The sequence below is a fragment of the Bacillus paramycoides genome (assembly GCF_038971285.1).
Taxonomy (GTDB): domain Bacteria; phylum Bacillota; class Bacilli; order Bacillales; family Bacillaceae_G; genus Bacillus_A.
This window is the reverse complement of sequence record NZ_CP152427.1, coordinates 4,688,653-4,702,500: the sequence shown is the minus strand read 5'-3', so window position 1 is coordinate 4,702,500 and position 13,848 is coordinate 4,688,653. Positions and strand designations below refer to the sequence as shown.

Annotated in this window: 6 protein-coding genes, 22 tRNA genes, 2 rRNA genes and 3 pseudogenes (1 of these 33 only partly in view); 31 read left to right on the top strand and 2 right to left on the bottom strand. The window is 40.0% G+C overall.

What is annotated here, in order from left to right:
• From AAG068_RS24545 to AAG068_RS24420, 26 genes and pseudogenes are all read left to right on the top strand, one after another.
• Positions 1-908, top strand: a 23S ribosomal RNA gene (locus AAG068_RS24545); it begins 2,014 nt to the left of the window's first position.
• Between the two features lie 102 nt (positions 909-1,010).
• Positions 1,011-1,126 (top strand): 5S ribosomal RNA (gene rrf / locus AAG068_RS24540).
• 4 nt (positions 1,127-1,130) lie between these two features.
• Positions 1,131-1,206 (top strand) — tRNA-Val (locus tag AAG068_RS24535).
• A gap of 4 nt (positions 1,207-1,210) precedes the next feature.
• Positions 1,211-1,286: transfer RNA gene (locus tag AAG068_RS24530), tRNA-Thr, on the top strand.
• Between the two features lie 9 nt (positions 1,287-1,295).
• Positions 1,296-1,371: transfer RNA gene (locus tag AAG068_RS24525), tRNA-His, on the top strand.
• A 22-nt stretch (positions 1,372-1,393) separates the two neighbouring features.
• Positions 1,394-1,474: transfer RNA gene (locus AAG068_RS24520), tRNA-Leu, on the top strand.
• A 29-nt stretch (positions 1,475-1,503) separates the two neighbouring features.
• Positions 1,504-1,578 (top strand) — tRNA-Gly (locus tag AAG068_RS24515).
• 16 nt (positions 1,579-1,594) lie between these two features.
• A tRNA-Leu gene (locus AAG068_RS24510) sits at positions 1,595-1,683 on the top strand.
• 3 nt (positions 1,684-1,686) lie between these two features.
• Positions 1,687-1,760, top strand: a tRNA-Arg gene (locus tag AAG068_RS24505).
• A gap of 10 nt (positions 1,761-1,770) precedes the next feature.
• Positions 1,771-1,844: transfer RNA gene (locus AAG068_RS24500), tRNA-Pro, on the top strand.
• A 15-nt stretch (positions 1,845-1,859) separates the two neighbouring features.
• Positions 1,860-1,932: transfer RNA gene (locus AAG068_RS24495), tRNA-Ala, on the top strand.
• A gap of 20 nt (positions 1,933-1,952) precedes the next feature.
• A tRNA-Met gene (locus tag AAG068_RS24490) sits at positions 1,953-2,029 on the top strand.
• A 4-nt stretch (positions 2,030-2,033) separates the two neighbouring features.
• Positions 2,034-2,110, top strand: a tRNA-Ile gene (locus AAG068_RS24485).
• A 17-nt stretch (positions 2,111-2,127) separates the two neighbouring features.
• Positions 2,128-2,220: transfer RNA gene (locus tag AAG068_RS24480), tRNA-Ser, on the top strand.
• Between the two features lie 27 nt (positions 2,221-2,247).
• A tRNA-Met gene (locus tag AAG068_RS24475) sits at positions 2,248-2,324 on the top strand.
• Positions 2,325-2,327: 3 nt separating this feature from the next.
• Positions 2,328-2,403 (top strand) — tRNA-Asp (locus AAG068_RS24470).
• Positions 2,404-2,415: 12 nt separating this feature from the next.
• A tRNA-Phe gene (locus AAG068_RS24465) sits at positions 2,416-2,491 on the top strand.
• 14 nt (positions 2,492-2,505) lie between these two features.
• Positions 2,506-2,581 (top strand) — tRNA-Thr (locus AAG068_RS24460).
• Positions 2,582-2,591: 10 nt separating this feature from the next.
• Positions 2,592-2,667, top strand: a tRNA-Lys gene (locus AAG068_RS24455).
• A gap of 13 nt (positions 2,668-2,680) precedes the next feature.
• Positions 2,681-2,751, top strand: a tRNA-Gly gene (locus AAG068_RS24450).
• Between the two features lie 10 nt (positions 2,752-2,761).
• Positions 2,762-2,838 (top strand) — tRNA-Ile (locus AAG068_RS24445).
• Positions 2,839-2,845: 7 nt separating this feature from the next.
• Positions 2,846-2,920, top strand: a tRNA-Asn gene (locus AAG068_RS24440).
• A gap of 7 nt (positions 2,921-2,927) precedes the next feature.
• Positions 2,928-3,018 (top strand) — tRNA-Ser (locus AAG068_RS24435).
• Between the two features lie 6 nt (positions 3,019-3,024).
• Positions 3,025-3,096 (top strand) — tRNA-Glu (locus AAG068_RS24430).
• A 137-nt stretch (positions 3,097-3,233) separates the two neighbouring features.
• Positions 3,234-3,374: pseudogene (locus AAG068_RS24425) on the top strand (anti sigma factor C-terminal domain-containing protein); the annotation flags it as partial.
• Positions 3,375-3,855: 481 nt separating this feature from the next.
• Positions 3,856-4,800, top strand: a complete 945-nt coding sequence (locus AAG068_RS24420) for an L-lactate dehydrogenase (protein ID WP_000715340.1) — start codon at positions 3,856-3,858, stop codon at positions 4,798-4,800.
• Between the two features lie 173 nt (positions 4,801-4,973).
• On the opposite strand, the pseudogene AAG068_RS24415 reads toward AAG068_RS24420, so the two are convergent.
• Together AAG068_RS24415 and AAG068_RS24410 are read right to left on the bottom strand one after the other, a co-directional pair.
• A pseudogene (locus AAG068_RS24415) lies at positions 4,974-5,176 on the bottom strand (dockerin type I domain-containing protein); the annotation flags it as partial.
• A 25-nt stretch (positions 5,177-5,201) separates the two neighbouring features.
• Positions 5,202-5,324: pseudogene (locus tag AAG068_RS24410) on the bottom strand (TasA family protein); the annotation flags it as partial.
• Positions 5,325-5,794: 470 nt separating this feature from the next.
• Between AAG068_RS24410 and glgB the strand changes: the two are divergent.
• From glgB to glgP, 5 genes are all read left to right on the top strand, one after another.
• Positions 5,795-7,732 carry a 1,4-alpha-glucan branching protein GlgB gene (gene glgB / locus AAG068_RS24405; protein ID WP_342716138.1) on the top strand — a complete coding sequence of 646 codons (1,938 nt, stop codon included), beginning with the start codon at positions 5,795-5,797 and terminating at the stop codon, positions 7,730-7,732.
• A complete protein-coding gene (gene glgC / locus AAG068_RS24400; RefSeq protein WP_087958378.1) occupies positions 7,680-8,810 on the top strand; it encodes a glucose-1-phosphate adenylyltransferase in 1,131 nt (376 codons plus the stop codon). Before glgB ends, glgC begins: the two co-directional genes overlap by 53 nt.
• An 18-nt stretch (positions 8,811-8,828) precedes the next feature.
• Complete coding sequence (gene glgD / locus AAG068_RS24395; RefSeq protein ID WP_166688757.1) at positions 8,829-9,863, top strand: glucose-1-phosphate adenylyltransferase subunit GlgD; 1,035 nt, start codon at positions 8,829-8,831, stop codon at positions 9,861-9,863.
• 112 nt (positions 9,864-9,975) lie between these two features.
• Positions 9,976-11,406 (top strand): glycogen synthase GlgA, encoded by a 1,431-nt coding sequence (glgA, locus tag AAG068_RS24390; protein WP_098925835.1) that lies wholly within the window; start codon positions 9,976-9,978, stop codon positions 11,404-11,406.
• 18 nt (positions 11,407-11,424) lie between these two features.
• The gene (glgP, locus tag AAG068_RS24385) at positions 11,425-13,833 is read left to right on the top strand and encodes a glycogen phosphorylase (RefSeq protein ID WP_342716137.1); all 2,409 of its coding nucleotides are present in this window, start codon (positions 11,425-11,427) and stop codon (positions 13,831-13,833) included.
• Positions 13,834-13,848 lie beyond the last annotated feature (15 nt).

Genomic DNA, 13,848 nt, shown 5'->3' with positions numbered 1-13,848 from the left:
GTCTCAACCAGAGACTCGGTGAAATTATAGTACCTGTGAAGATGCAGGTTACCCGCGACAGGACGGAAAGACCCCGTGGAGCTTTACTGTAGCCTGATATTGAATTTTGGTACAGTTTGTACAGGATAGGCGGGAGCCTTTGAAACCGGAGCGCTAGCTTCGGTGGAGGCGCTGGTGGGATACCGCCCTGACTGTATTGAAATTCTAACCTACGGGTCTTATCGACCCGGGAGACAGTGTCAGGTGGGCAGTTTGACTGGGGCGGTCGCCTCCTAAAGTGTAACGGAGGCGCCCAAAGGTTCCCTCAGAATGGTTGGAAATCATTCGTAGAGTGCAAAGGCATAAGGGAGCTTGACTGCGAGACCTACAAGTCGAGCAGGGACGAAAGTCGGGCTTAGTGATCCGGTGGTTCCGCATGGAAGGGCCATCGCTCAACGGATAAAAGCTACCCCGGGGATAACAGGCTTATCTCCCCCAAGAGTCCACATCGACGGGGAGGTTTGGCACCTCGATGTCGGCTCATCGCATCCTGGGGCTGTAGTCGGTCCCAAGGGTTGGGCTGTTCGCCCATTAAAGCGGTACGCGAGCTGGGTTCAGAACGTCGTGAGACAGTTCGGTCCCTATCCGTCGTGGGCGTAGGAAATTTGAGAGGAGCTGTCCTTAGTACGAGAGGACCGGGATGGACGCACCGCTGGTGTACCAGTTGTTCTGCCAAGGGCATAGCTGGGTAGCTATGTGCGGAAGGGATAAGTGCTGAAAGCATCTAAGCATGAAGCCCCCCTCAAGATGAGATTTCCCATAGCGTAAGCTAGTAAGATCCCTGAAAGATGATCAGGTTGATAGGTTCGAGGTGGAAGCATGGTGACATGTGGAGCTGACGAATACTAATAGATCGAGGACTTAACCATATAATATGTAGCAAATGTTATCTAGTTTTGAAAGAATATAAAAAACTTGTTGACTTTCAAAGTTAAATGAGTTAAAATAATTCTTGTCTTAAATGAATACAGTCTGGTAATGATGGCAGAGAGGTCACACCCGTTCCCATACCGAACACGGAAGTTAAGCTCTCTAGCGCCGATGGTAGTTGGGACCTTGTCCCTGTGAGAGTAGGACGTTGCCAGGCAAATGGAGGATTAGCTCAGCTGGGAGAGCACCTGCCTTACAAGCAGGGGGTCGGCGGTTCGATCCCGTCATCCTCCACCATTTAGCCGACTTAGCTCAATTGGTAGAGCAACTGACTTGTAATCAGTAGGTTGGGGGTTCAAGTCCTCTAGTCGGCACCAGAAATCATGGCGGTTGTGGCGAAGTGGTTAACGCACCGGATTGTGGCTCCGGCATTCGTGGGTTCGATTCCCATCAGTCGCCCCATTTTTCTTAAATAAATTAATATGCGGGTGTGGCGGAATTGGCAGACGCACCAGACTTAGGATCTGGCGCCTTTGGCGTGGGGGTTCGACTCCCTTCACCCGCACTTTTAATTAAATAACTCATACATGTCTTGCGGAAGTAGTTCAGTGGTAGAATACAACCTTGCCAAGGTTGGGGTCGCGGGTTCGAATCCCGTCTTCCGCTCCAATTTTCAATATGACATGCCGGGGTGGCGGAACAGGCAGACGCACAGGACTTAAAATCCTGCGGTGGGTGACCACCGTGCGGGTTCGACCCCCGCCCTCGGCACCATATGCGCCCGTAGCTCAATTGGATAGAGCGTTTGACTACGGATCAAGAGGTTAGGGGTTCGACTCCTCTCGGGCGCGCTTTTATTAACGGGAAGTGGCTCAGCTTGGTAGAGCACCTGGTTTGGGACCAGGGGGTCGCAGGTTCAAATCCTGTCTTCCCGATATTCCCAAAAACATGGGGCCTTAGCTCAGCTGGGAGAGCGCCTGCCTTGCACGCAGGAGGTCAGCGGTTCGATCCCGCTAGGCTCCACTTATTTCAATATCACTTATGGCGGTGTAGCTCAGCTGGCTAGAGCGTACGGTTCATACCCGTGAGGTCGGGGGTTCGATCCCCTCCGCCGCTACCATAAAGGACCTTTAGCTCAGCTGGTTAGAGCAGACGGCTCATAACCGTCCGGTCGTAGGTTCGAGTCCTACAAGGTCCACCATTGAAGGTTTATATCTCGGAGGTATACCCAAGTTCGGCTGAAGGGATCGGTCTTGAAAACCGACAGGCGGCGAGAGTCGCGCGGGGGTTCGAATCCCTCTACCTCCTCCATTTTTTCTAAAGTAAATATTTTATCATCGCGGGGTGGAGCAGCACGGTAGCTCGTCGGGCTCATAACCCGAAGGTCGCAGGTTCAAATCCTGTCCCCGCAACCAAATGGTCCCGTGGTGTAGTGGTTAACATGCCTGCCTGTCACGCAGGAGATCGCCGGTTCGACCCCGGTCGGGACCGCCATTTTTACATAAAGGCTCGGTAGCTCAGTCGGTAGAGCAGAGGACTGAAAATCCTCGTGTCGGCGGTTCGATTCCGTCCCGAGCCACCATTTTGAAGTCGCAAGCCGACTTAGCTCAATTGGTAGAGCAACTGACTTGTAATCAGTAGGTTGGGGGTTCAAGTCCTCTAGTCGGCACCACTTTCAAAATGAGCCATTAGCTCAGTTGGTAGAGCATCTGACTTTTAATCAGAGGGTCGAAGGTTCGAGTCCTTCATGGCTCACCATTTACAATTTAATGCGGGTGTAGTTTAGTGGTAAAACAAGAGCCTTCCAAGCTCTGGTCGAGAGTTCGATTCTCTTCACCCGCTTTTCAATTATGGGCCTATAGCTCAGCTGGTTAGAGCGCACGCCTGATAAGCGTGAGGTCGATGGTTCGAGTCCATTTAGGCCCACCATAATTGTTCCGCAGTAGCTCAGTGGTAGAGCTATCGGCTGTTAACCGATCGGTCGTAGGTTCGAGTCCTACCTGCGGAGCCATATTTATAGAGAAGTACCCAAGTGGCTCAAGGGGCTCCCCTGCTAAGGGAGTAGATCGCGAACGCGGTGCGAGGGTTCGAATCCCTTCTTCTCTGCCAGTAATTGGCCCGTTGGTCAAGTGGTTAAGACACCGCCCTTTCACGGCGGTAACACGGGTTCGAATCCCGTACGGGTCATACTAAAAGAGATAGCATAATCTGCTATCTCTTTTTTGTTGTGTAAAAGTGGACTTTGAATAGTCTGCTTTTTTTTATAGATTTCTTGTATACTTTTTTCTATTTAGATCGTCTAACTAATAGAAAGGAGAGAGTAAGGAAAGAAAGCAAAACCAAGTGAGCAAGATGTAAAAGTTATTGAAATAGTGGTAACGGGAAGTGCCGAGGATTTACAAAAATTAAACAGTCAACATTATGTAAAAGCTGCTGTATTAGGTGCTACTGCGGAAAATAAATAAAGAAGCTGCCTCTAATAGGTGATCTATTGGAGGCAGCTTTTTTATCCGACATTAACGGGCAGTAAAATTCCCACTGATTATAGGTTCACTTTATGTTGTCATTATTGTCGGGTTTTGTCGGTAAGTCGATATTCCTTGTCGAATCGACGATATAATTTGAGTTACGGTCGATATATTCCCAAAATTGTTGATATATTTAAATAATCGTCGATATAATTTCACTTACCGACAAAAACATAAGAAAAACCCTTTCACAATCTGAAGAAAACGCCTCCATTGAGATTGATTTCATACTTGATTTAATAACTTTACACTCTATGTGAAAAAGTTCACAAATAGGTCATAATTTGTGAAGAAATTCACAATAATACGTGCTACAATATGAATGTAAAGAAGTTAAACAACATTAAATTAGTATTTTAATTAATTACTTAAACAATCATAAAAAAATATATGTGAACAATAGAGAGGGGAAATTACCATGAAAAAAGGTATCAATCGTGTAGTATTAGTAGGAACAGGAGCTGTAGGTTGTAGTTACGCTTACTCAATGATTAACCAAGGTGTAGCTGAAGAATTCGTATTAGTAGATGTTAATGAAGCAAAAGCAGAAGGGGAAGCAATGGACTTAAGCCATGCGGTACCATTCTCTCCATCACCAACAAAAGTTTGGAGCGGTAGCTATGCAGATTGTAAAGATGCAGATTTAGTTGTTATCACTGCTGGATTACCACAAAAGCCAGGTGAAACTCGTTTAGACTTAGTTGAGAAAAATACAAAGATCTTTAAACAAATCGTTCGCGGCATTATGGATAGCGGATTCGATGGAATCTTCTTAATCGCAACTAACCCAGTTGATATTTTAACTTACGTAACTTGGAAAGAATCTGGTCTACCAAAAGAGCGCGTAATTGGTTCTGGTACTACTTTAGACTCTGCTCGTTTCCGTTACATGTTAGGTGACTACTTAGATGTAGATCCACGTAATGTTCATGCTTATATTGTTGGTGAGCACGGTGATACTGAACTTCCAGTATGGAGCCACGCTACTATCGGTGTACAAAAACTAGAAACAATTTTAGCTAACAACGAACAGTACAAACAAGAAGACTTAGATAAAATCTTCGAAAATGTACGTGATGCAGCTTACCATATCATCGAACGTAAAGGTGCAACGTACTACGGAATCGGTATGTCACTACTTCGTGTAACTAAAGCAATCTTAAACAACGAGAACAGCGTATTAACTGTATCTGCATACCTTGAAGGTCAATACGGTGAGAAAGATGCTTACGTAGGTGTTCCAGCTGTTATTAACCGCGAAGGTGTACGTGAAATCGTAGAACTTGAGCTAAATGAAGAAGAAAAAGTGAAATTCGCTCATTCTGTAAAAGTATTAAAAGAAACAATGGCACCAGTACTATAATAATTGCTAAATAATCCAGAAGTGGGGACCTACTTCTTACTTCTGGATTTATATATAATTTAATATAAATTCCTTTTCCGGTTTCCCTTGTATATCCCCAATATACCCCTTTTGCTGGATCAGGGTCGTTTATAGAAAAGAGCACTCTACGTAAAGTAGAGTGCTCTTTATTATTATTTTTTAGGCGTTAATCCTAATTTCGTTAAAATATCTGCCAGTGTACCGCCTTTAGATTTTTCAACAGGTGTTTGTGATTTAGATGCATCCGGACCTTTTTTCAAGAAGTTCTTTTCAACGAAGCGAATATCTTTATCACCATTTACATCACCTGCAAGTTTTCGTCAGGTCTTGCATAATAATATTGACCAAGTAGCTTTCAGTATCTAATTTTGTTGTTAGACAGCTTGAAATGAGTTACTCGATGTTTCGGAATCACTGAAATAAGCGAATAAACCACCGAATGTAAGTGATAAGCTGAGCGTTGCCGTGCCAACTCCCATTTCTAATTTTTGTTTTACTGGCATAAGAACCCACCTTAATTTAATTTTTTATCGAATTTTCGTTTTGGATATAGATAGAGTAAACACAGTATTTTAGTATAAGTTATATTTACGAAAATTTAATATTCTTTATTGAGAACAAAAATGTCTACTTATGAATTTCGTATTTCAATAAAATTATGACAAAAAATATTGAGAAACATTTTTTATGACAGATTATTTTTCTATGATTTCAAGTGGAAAATAACGTGAAAAAGAGGATAAAGCTAATAAAATAGAGGTTGAGAAATAAATAGTAAGGTGAAGGACTAATAAAAAACGAAGCGCTTTCAATGAATATTCGTCAAAATTCGATATTTTATATGGAAATGTGAAAAAAAACCAACATTTTTAAGAAAAAAACGTATATTTTTTATAAATTAACAAGGATATTTCAGTTTTTCGCAGAATTGGTAAAGTATAAAAAATTCTGTCATCTTAGTGAGGTGAGCATATTGAGTGTAATAAATTGTGAAGAAGTGAAACGAGATGAGTTTCATACAGAAAAGTACTATGAAAGTTATAACATCTTTGGCGCACATGTTGTGACGGAAGATGAGATGCGAGGTGTACGATTTACAGTATGGGCTCCTCATGCGAAAGCAATGAGTGTTGTTGGAGATTTTAATGAATGGGATTATGAGCAACATAAGATGCTACAAGTGACAGAAGAAGGAATCTGGTCCTTGTTTATACCGCATATTGAAGAAAGGGAAATATATAAATATGCGATTGAAACGATGGCTGGTGACGTCATTTTTAAGGCAGATCCGTATGCTGTGTATGCAGAAGTAAGACCGAATACGGCATCTGTAGTTTTTGATATAAAGGGATACGAATGGAATGATAAAAACTGGAGTCGTAAGAAAAAGAAAAAATCAGTTTATAAAGAAGCGATGACAGTTTATGAATTACATTTCGGTTCTTGGAAAAAGAAAGAAGACGGAGCACTGTACTCTTACAGGGAAATGGCAGAAGAACTCATTCCTTATGTGGTGGAACATCAATTTACACATATTGAAATTATGCCGCTTGTTGAGCATCCATATGATCGTTCTTGGGGATACCAAGGGACGGGATATTATGCAGCAACGAGTAGATTCGGCACGCCACATGATTTGATGTATTTTGTCGATGAATGTCATAAATATGGAATCGGTGTCATTTTAGATTGGGTGCCGGGGCATTTTTGTAAAGATGCTCACGGTTTATATTTTTTTGATGGGACACCGACTTATGAATATAAAGATAAAGATGTGCAAGAAAATCCAGTATGGGGAACTGTCAATTTTGACTTAGGAAAGAGAGAAGTACGTAATTTCTTAATTTCAAATGCGTTATTTTGGATGAGATATTTCCATATTGATGGTTTCAGGGTGGATGCAGTTGCAAATATGCTGTACTGGAATAAAGAAGGACAGGAGCAAAGTAATGAGCACGCTGTTTCATTTTTACGAGAGTTAAATGAAGCGGTGTTCGCAGAAGATAAAGATTTTCTTATGACAGCAGAAGATTCAACAGCTTGGCCACTTGTAACAGCTCCAACGTATGAAGGTGGGCTTGGATTCAATTACAAATGGAATATGGGCTGGATGAATGATGTACTGAAGTATATGGAGTGTGCGCCTGAGTACAGGAAGTATATTCATGAAAAAATGACGTTTTCTTTAATATACGCTTACTCTGAAAACTTCATATTACCGCTTTCTCATGATGAAGTCGTTCATGGGAAAAAGTCGTTATTAAATAAAATGCCAGGAGAGTACTGGGATAAGTTTGCTCAACTTCGTTTATTATATGGATATTTCTTTACTCACCCAGGAAAGAAATTACTTTTCATGGGAGGAGAATTTGGGCAGTTCGATGAGTGGAAAGACCTTGAAGATTTAGATTGGAATTTACATGATTTTGAAATGCATCGTTATATGCATGATTACTTTAAAGAGCTCATAGCATTGTATAAGCGCTCCAAACCACTTTGGCAACTTGATCATTCACCGGAAGGATTTCAGTGGATAGATGCTAATAATCATGAGCAAAGTATTTTCTCATTTATTCGTCAAGGGGATAAACAAGAAGATGCGTTAGTTGTCGTATGTAATTTTACGAAAGCTACATATGAAAACTATAAAGTAGGTGTACCAGATTTTGAGTATTATAACGAGATTTTAAATAGTGATGCTGAGCAATATGGCGGATCAGGGCAAGTAAATAAGAAACGTCTGAAGGCGATTCAAGAACCGTTTCATAATCAAGCAGCACATGTAGAAATTACAATTCCACCATTTGGCGTATCCATATTACGACCAGTGAAGACGAGAAAGGGGAGCAAAAAACAAGATGGCTCAAAAACAAAAGTGCGTAGCAATGTTACTAGCAGGGGGAAAAGGTAGTCGATTAAGTGCATTAACAAAAAATTTAGCCAAGCCAGCTGTTCCATTTGGTGGTAAATATCGCATTATCGATTTTACGCTAAGTAACTGTGCGAATTCTGGTATTGAAACGGTTGGGATTTTAACGCAATATCAACCACTTGAACTTCATAATTATATCGGAATCGGCAATGCGTGGGATTTAGACCGAGTAAGCGGTGGAGTCACAGTGTTACCTCCTTATGCAGAGTCTTCAGGTGTGAAGTGGTACACAGGTACGGCAAGTGCCATTTATCAAAACTTAAACTATTTAAGTCAGTACGAACCAGAGTACGTTCTTATTTTATCAGGCGACCATATTTATAAAATGGATTACAGTAAAATGCTAGATTACCATATTGAGAAAGAATCGGACGTTTCGATTTCAGTTATTGAAGTACCGTGGGATGAAGCGAGCCGTTTCGGTATTATGAATACGAACGAAGAGATGGAGATTGTTGAATTTGAGGAGAAACCGCAATTTCCAAGAAGTAATCTTGCATCAATGGGAATTTACATTTTTAACTGGGCCATTTTGAAAGAGTATTTAGAAATGGATGCAAGAAATCCTGAATCTAGTAATGATTTCGGAAAAGATGTACTTCCGCTTTTATTAGATGAAGGGAAGAAGTTGATGGCGTATCCGTTTGAAGGATATTGGAAAGATGTTGGAACGGTGAAGAGCTTATGGGAAGCGAATATGGATTTACTGCGTGATGAAACATCACTGAATTTAAACGATCGTAATTGGCGTATTTATTCTGTAAATCCAAACGAACCGCCTCAATATATTGCAGAACAGGCAAAAGTAGAAGAATCACTTATTAACGAAGGATGCGTCATTGAAGGGGACGTGAAGCATTCCGTATTATTCCAAGGGGTGACGGTGGAAGAAGGTAGTATGGTTATTGATTCTGTCGTTATGCCAGGAGCAAAGATTGGAAAAAATGTTGTGATTGAAAGAGCAATTGTTGGATCGGAAATGGTTATTGAAGATGGAACAATTATTCGTCCGGAAAAAAATGTTGACGATGTAGTACTCATTGCTGAAGGGAAATAGAAAAGGGGGATGAAATGAATGGGAGAAAAAATGTTAGGAATTATTAATGCAACGGGAAGTTTTCCTTCCTTAAAGAAAGTAACAGGGCATCGTTCACTAGCGGCGTTACCGTTTGGGGGCCGTTATCGACTCATTGATTTCATGCTTTCAAATATGGTGAATTCTAATATTCATAGTGTAGCGGTTTTTACAAGTCATAAAAACCGTTCGTTAATGGACCATGTTGGTTCAGGAAAACAGTGGGATTTAGATAGAAAAAGAGACGGACTGTTTTTATTCCCGCCAAATTGCCAATGTGACCAAGATGAATTTGGATCTTTTGCGCATTTTAGAAGACATATTGATTATTTTCTAAGAGCTAGAGAAGAATACGTCGTTATTACGAATAGCCATCTCGTAACAGCATTAAATTTCCAGGCGGTGTTAGAGAGACATATACATACGGCAGCTGATATTACTGAAGTTTGCCATGAAGGGGTTTCGCTTCAAACATATGTGTTAAAGAAACAATTATTGTTAGATTTATTTGAGTCATATAAAGATGTGGAGCAATATAGCTTATTCGATGTAGTGAGAGAAAAGCGCGGAAAATCACTGCATATTGCTACGTATGAGCATACAGGATATGTAGCAATTATTGATTCGATTGAAAGTTACTATAAACATAGCTTAGAAATTTTGAAACCTGCTATTTGGAAGCAAGTATTTAAGAAAGAAGCACCGATCTTTACGAAAGTAAAAGATGAACCACCAACTCGTTACTTAAAGGGTGCAGCCGTGAAAAATACAATGATTGCAAACGGCAGTATTATTGAAGGCGAAGTAGAAAATAGTGTTATCTCCCGTTCTGTTAAAATTGGAAAAGGTTCAATTGTTCGTAATAGCATTATTATGCAAAAGAGCCAAATTGGAGATAACTGTATAATAGACGGTGTTATTATTGATAAAGACGTGAAAATTGGTGACGGTGTTGTACTAAAAGGAAACGCTGATGAGCCATACGTTGTAGAAAAAGGAAGCGTTCAAAACAGTACGATTAATAGTTATTCTTAAAAGAATCAGTGGGGGTCTTCCTCCACTGATTAAAGTTTTAATTCAAATGAAAACTCGAAGGGAGGAAGCTGCAAGGGAAGTAGTATAAGCTTTTCGTGCAGTGGGACAACAAGTGAATATTTTATTTGCAGTATCAGAATGTGTACCATTTGTTAAATCGGGAGGCTTAGCTGATGTAGCAGGTGCGCTCCCAAAAGAGCTAAAAAAATTAGGTGTGGACGTTCGCATTATACTCCCAAATTATAGTCTTATTCCGCAAAAATTAAGGGATGGATGTACGCTACATAAAGTAATTAACGTCCCGCTTGGGTGGAGAAATCAATATTGCGGAATTTTAAAAGGTGAGCAAGACGGGATTACGTATTATTTAATAGATAATGAATATTATTTTAAGAGAGATTCTCTATATGGTCATTATGATGATGGAGAGCGTTTTTCTTATTTTTCGAAAGCAGTTTTAGAGTGTATTCCTCATCTTGATTTCGAAGTGGATGTTCTTCATAGTCACGATTGGCATACAGCTATGGTTAATTTTTTACTGCGTGAAAAGTATCAAGATAATCCATTATATGAGCATATTAAAACGGTATATACAATTCATAACTTGCAGTTCCAAGGTGTATTTCCTCCTGAAGTGATGTACGACTTGTTAGAACTTGGTGATGAATATTTCCATAGTGAGCAGTTAGAGTTTTATGGAAATGTGAACTTTATGAAGGGCGGTATTATCGCTTCTGATCAAATTACAGCTGTTAGCCCGACATATAAAGAAGAAATTCAATATGAATTTTTCGGTGAGAAGTTAGATGGGTTGTTACGAAAATATAATGATAAGCTTAGCGGCATTGTAAATGGAATTGATACGAGCGTATATAATCCAGAAACGGATTCGTATATTACTGCTCAGTACGATGCAGATTCATTATATGAAAAGAGTGAAAATAAACGCGCCTTGCAGCGTTATTTTGGTTTGCCAGAAAAAGAAGATACACCAATTATTTCAATGGTAACGAGATTAACGAAGCAAAAAGGTCTTGATTTAGTACGTACTGTATTCCGTGAAATAATGGAGGAAGATGTACAATGTATTATTTTAGGATCAGGTGATTCGGAATATGAGCAATTCTTTGAGTGGATGGCATACGAGTATCCTGAGAAGGTAAAAGTGTACATCGGATTTAATGAAGAATTAGCTCACCAAGTATATGCGGGAAGTGATTTATTCTTAATGCCATCACTGTTTGAACCGTGTGGACTTGGACAACTTATCGCATTAGCGTACGGTACGATTCCAATTGTAAGAGAAACAGGCGGATTAAATGATACGGTACAATCTTATGATGAAGAAACTGGAGAAGGAAATGGTTTCAGTTTCACGAACTTTAATGCACATGACATGTTGCACACGGTTCGCCGTGCAATTGAATTTTATCATGATAAACCGGTATGGGAGCAGCTTGTAAAGCAAGCGATGACTGAAGATTATAGCTGGGAGAAGTCAGCTCTTGCTTATAAGAAATTGTATAAAAGTCTCATGGAATAACATGTAGGTGGTGAAGAAATGTTTACTCATGTTGAAAGTTTCAAATCAGCTTTTCTAGAAAAGTTAGAGACGATGTATGGTAAAAGTTTCAAAGACTCTACAACTCGTGATCAATACAATACGCTTGGGTACATGGTGCGTGAGTATATGAATAGTCAATGGATTGCAACGAATGAAAGCTATCGGTCTGGAGAGCGAAAGCAAATGTATTACTTATCCATTGAATTTTTACTTGGGCGTTTGCTTGGAAGTAACATATTAAATTTAGGCATCAGGGATGTATGTGAGCAAGGACTTTCTGAGCTGGGGATTTCGTTGCAAGAATTAGAAGAGGTGGAAGCAGATGCAGGTCTTGGAAATGGTGGTCTTGGACGATTAGCAGCCTGTTTCCTTGACTCACTAGCATCGTTAAACTTACCAGGTCATGGGTGTGGCATTCGTTACAAACACGGCTTATTTGATCAAAAGATTGTTGATGGTTATCAAGTTGAATTTCCAGAACAGTGGCTTCTTCATGAAAATGTATGGGAAGTAAGAAGGCATGATCAAGCTGTAGAAGTAAGTTATTTCGGCAATGTGGAACCGCTATACATTGATGGACGTTTAGAGTTTAGGCATACGAATGCAGAAGTGATTATGGCAGTACCATATGACGTTCCAGTAGTAGGTTACGAGACGAGTACTGTAAATACACTTAGACTTTGGAATGCTGAACCAGTTCCTTTCCCGCAAAATTGCAAAGATATTTTGAAATATAAGCGTGAAACAGAGGCGGTATCGGAGTTTTTATATCCAGATGATACGCATGATGAGGGGAAAATACTTCGTTTGAAACAACAGTATTTCCTCGTATCAGCAAGTTTGCAAAATATCGTTCGTATGCATAGAGAAAGATATGGTGATCTTCGTCAATTACATGAGAAAATTGCGATTCATATTAATGATACACATCCAGTTTTGGCGATTCCAGAACTGATGCGTATTTTATTAGATGAAGAAAAACTAGCATGGGAAGAGGCTTGGCACATAACGACGCAAACGATTTCTTATACAAATCATACGACGTTATCAGAAGCGCTTGAGAAGTGGCCAATTCACATTTTTAAACCGTTATTACCGAGAATTTATATGATTATCGAAGAGATTAATGAACGTTTCTGTCATGAACTTTGGGAACGTTATCCGTATGAATGGCATCGTATTGAAGAGATGGCGATTATTGCGCATAATCTTGTGAAAATGGCTCATTTAGCAATTGTCGGCAGCCATAGCGTAAACGGTGTAGCAAAAATTCATACGGAAATTTTAAAGCAACGTGAAATGCGATTGTTTTATGAGTTTTATCCAGATAAGTTTAATAATAAAACGAACGGAATCGCTCATAGACGCTGGTTAATGAAGGCGAATCCGCAGCTGACAAACCTTATTTCAGAGGCGATTGGAACAGAGTGGAAGAAAGAACCGATTAAGCTTCAAGAGCTACAATTAGTTCAATACGATGCGAGTTTCCAAGAGAAATTTGCAGAGGTAAAACAAGAGCGTAAAGAAATTTTAGCGGCGCGTATTCATAATAAAATGGGCATTACAATTGATCCTAATTCTATTTTTGATGTGCAAGTAAAAAGACTGCATGCTTACAAACGACAATTATTAAATGTTCTTCATATTTTATATTTGTATAACCGTTTGAAAGAGGATGCTAGTTTTACATTTTATCCGCGTACTTTTATTTTTGGAGCGAAAGCATCACCGGGCTATTATTATGCGAAAAAAATTATTAAATTAATTAATGAACTCGCAAGAAAAGTGAATAATGATCCGTACGTAAGCCAATATATGAAAGTTATCTTTCTAGAAAACTATCGAGTGTCTGTAGCGGAAGATATATTCCCAGCGGCCGATGTAAGTGAACAAATTTCAACTGCGAGTAAAGAAGCATCGGGAACAGGGAATATGAAATTTATGATGAATGGTGCGATTACACTCGGCACGTTAGACGGAGCTAATATTGAAATAAAAGACAGGGTCGGTGATGATAACTGTTTCATTTTCGGCTTAACGGCCGATGAGGTGCTTCATTACTATCAAAATGGTGGATATCGTGCAAGTGATTATTATCATCACAATGGGCACATTAAAAAAGTAGTAGATCAGTTAACGAATGGTTTCTTTGCACATTCGGGAGCTGAATTTGAAGCGATTTACGATTCTCTCGTGATTCAAAATGATGAATATTTCGTTCTGCGAGATTTTGGACCATATGCGGAAAGACAAGAGGCTGTTGGTAGAGCCTATGAAAACCGGACGAAGTGGTTAGAAATGTCGATTTTAAATATTGCACAATCTGGTCACTTTGCAAGCGATCGAACGATTTTACAGTATAGTAATGAGATTTGGGGTATTGGTAATGCAGTTACGCAGTATTAAGTGAAAGTCCCTTTT

Coding starts and splice junctions, on each gene's coding strand:
- AAG068_RS24420 (WP_000715340.1), top strand. CDS start 3,856: ATGAAAAAAGGTATCAATCGTGTAGTATTAGTAGGAACAGGAGCTGTA.
- glgC (WP_087958378.1), top strand. CDS start 7,680: ATGGCTCAAAAACAAAAGTGCGTAGCAATGTTACTAGCAGGGGGAAAA.
- glgD (WP_166688757.1), top strand. CDS start 8,829: ATGGGAGAAAAAATGTTAGGAATTATTAATGCAACGGGAAGTTTTCCT.
- glgP (WP_342716137.1), top strand. CDS start 11,425: ATGTTTACTCATGTTGAAAGTTTCAAATCAGCTTTTCTAGAAAAGTTA.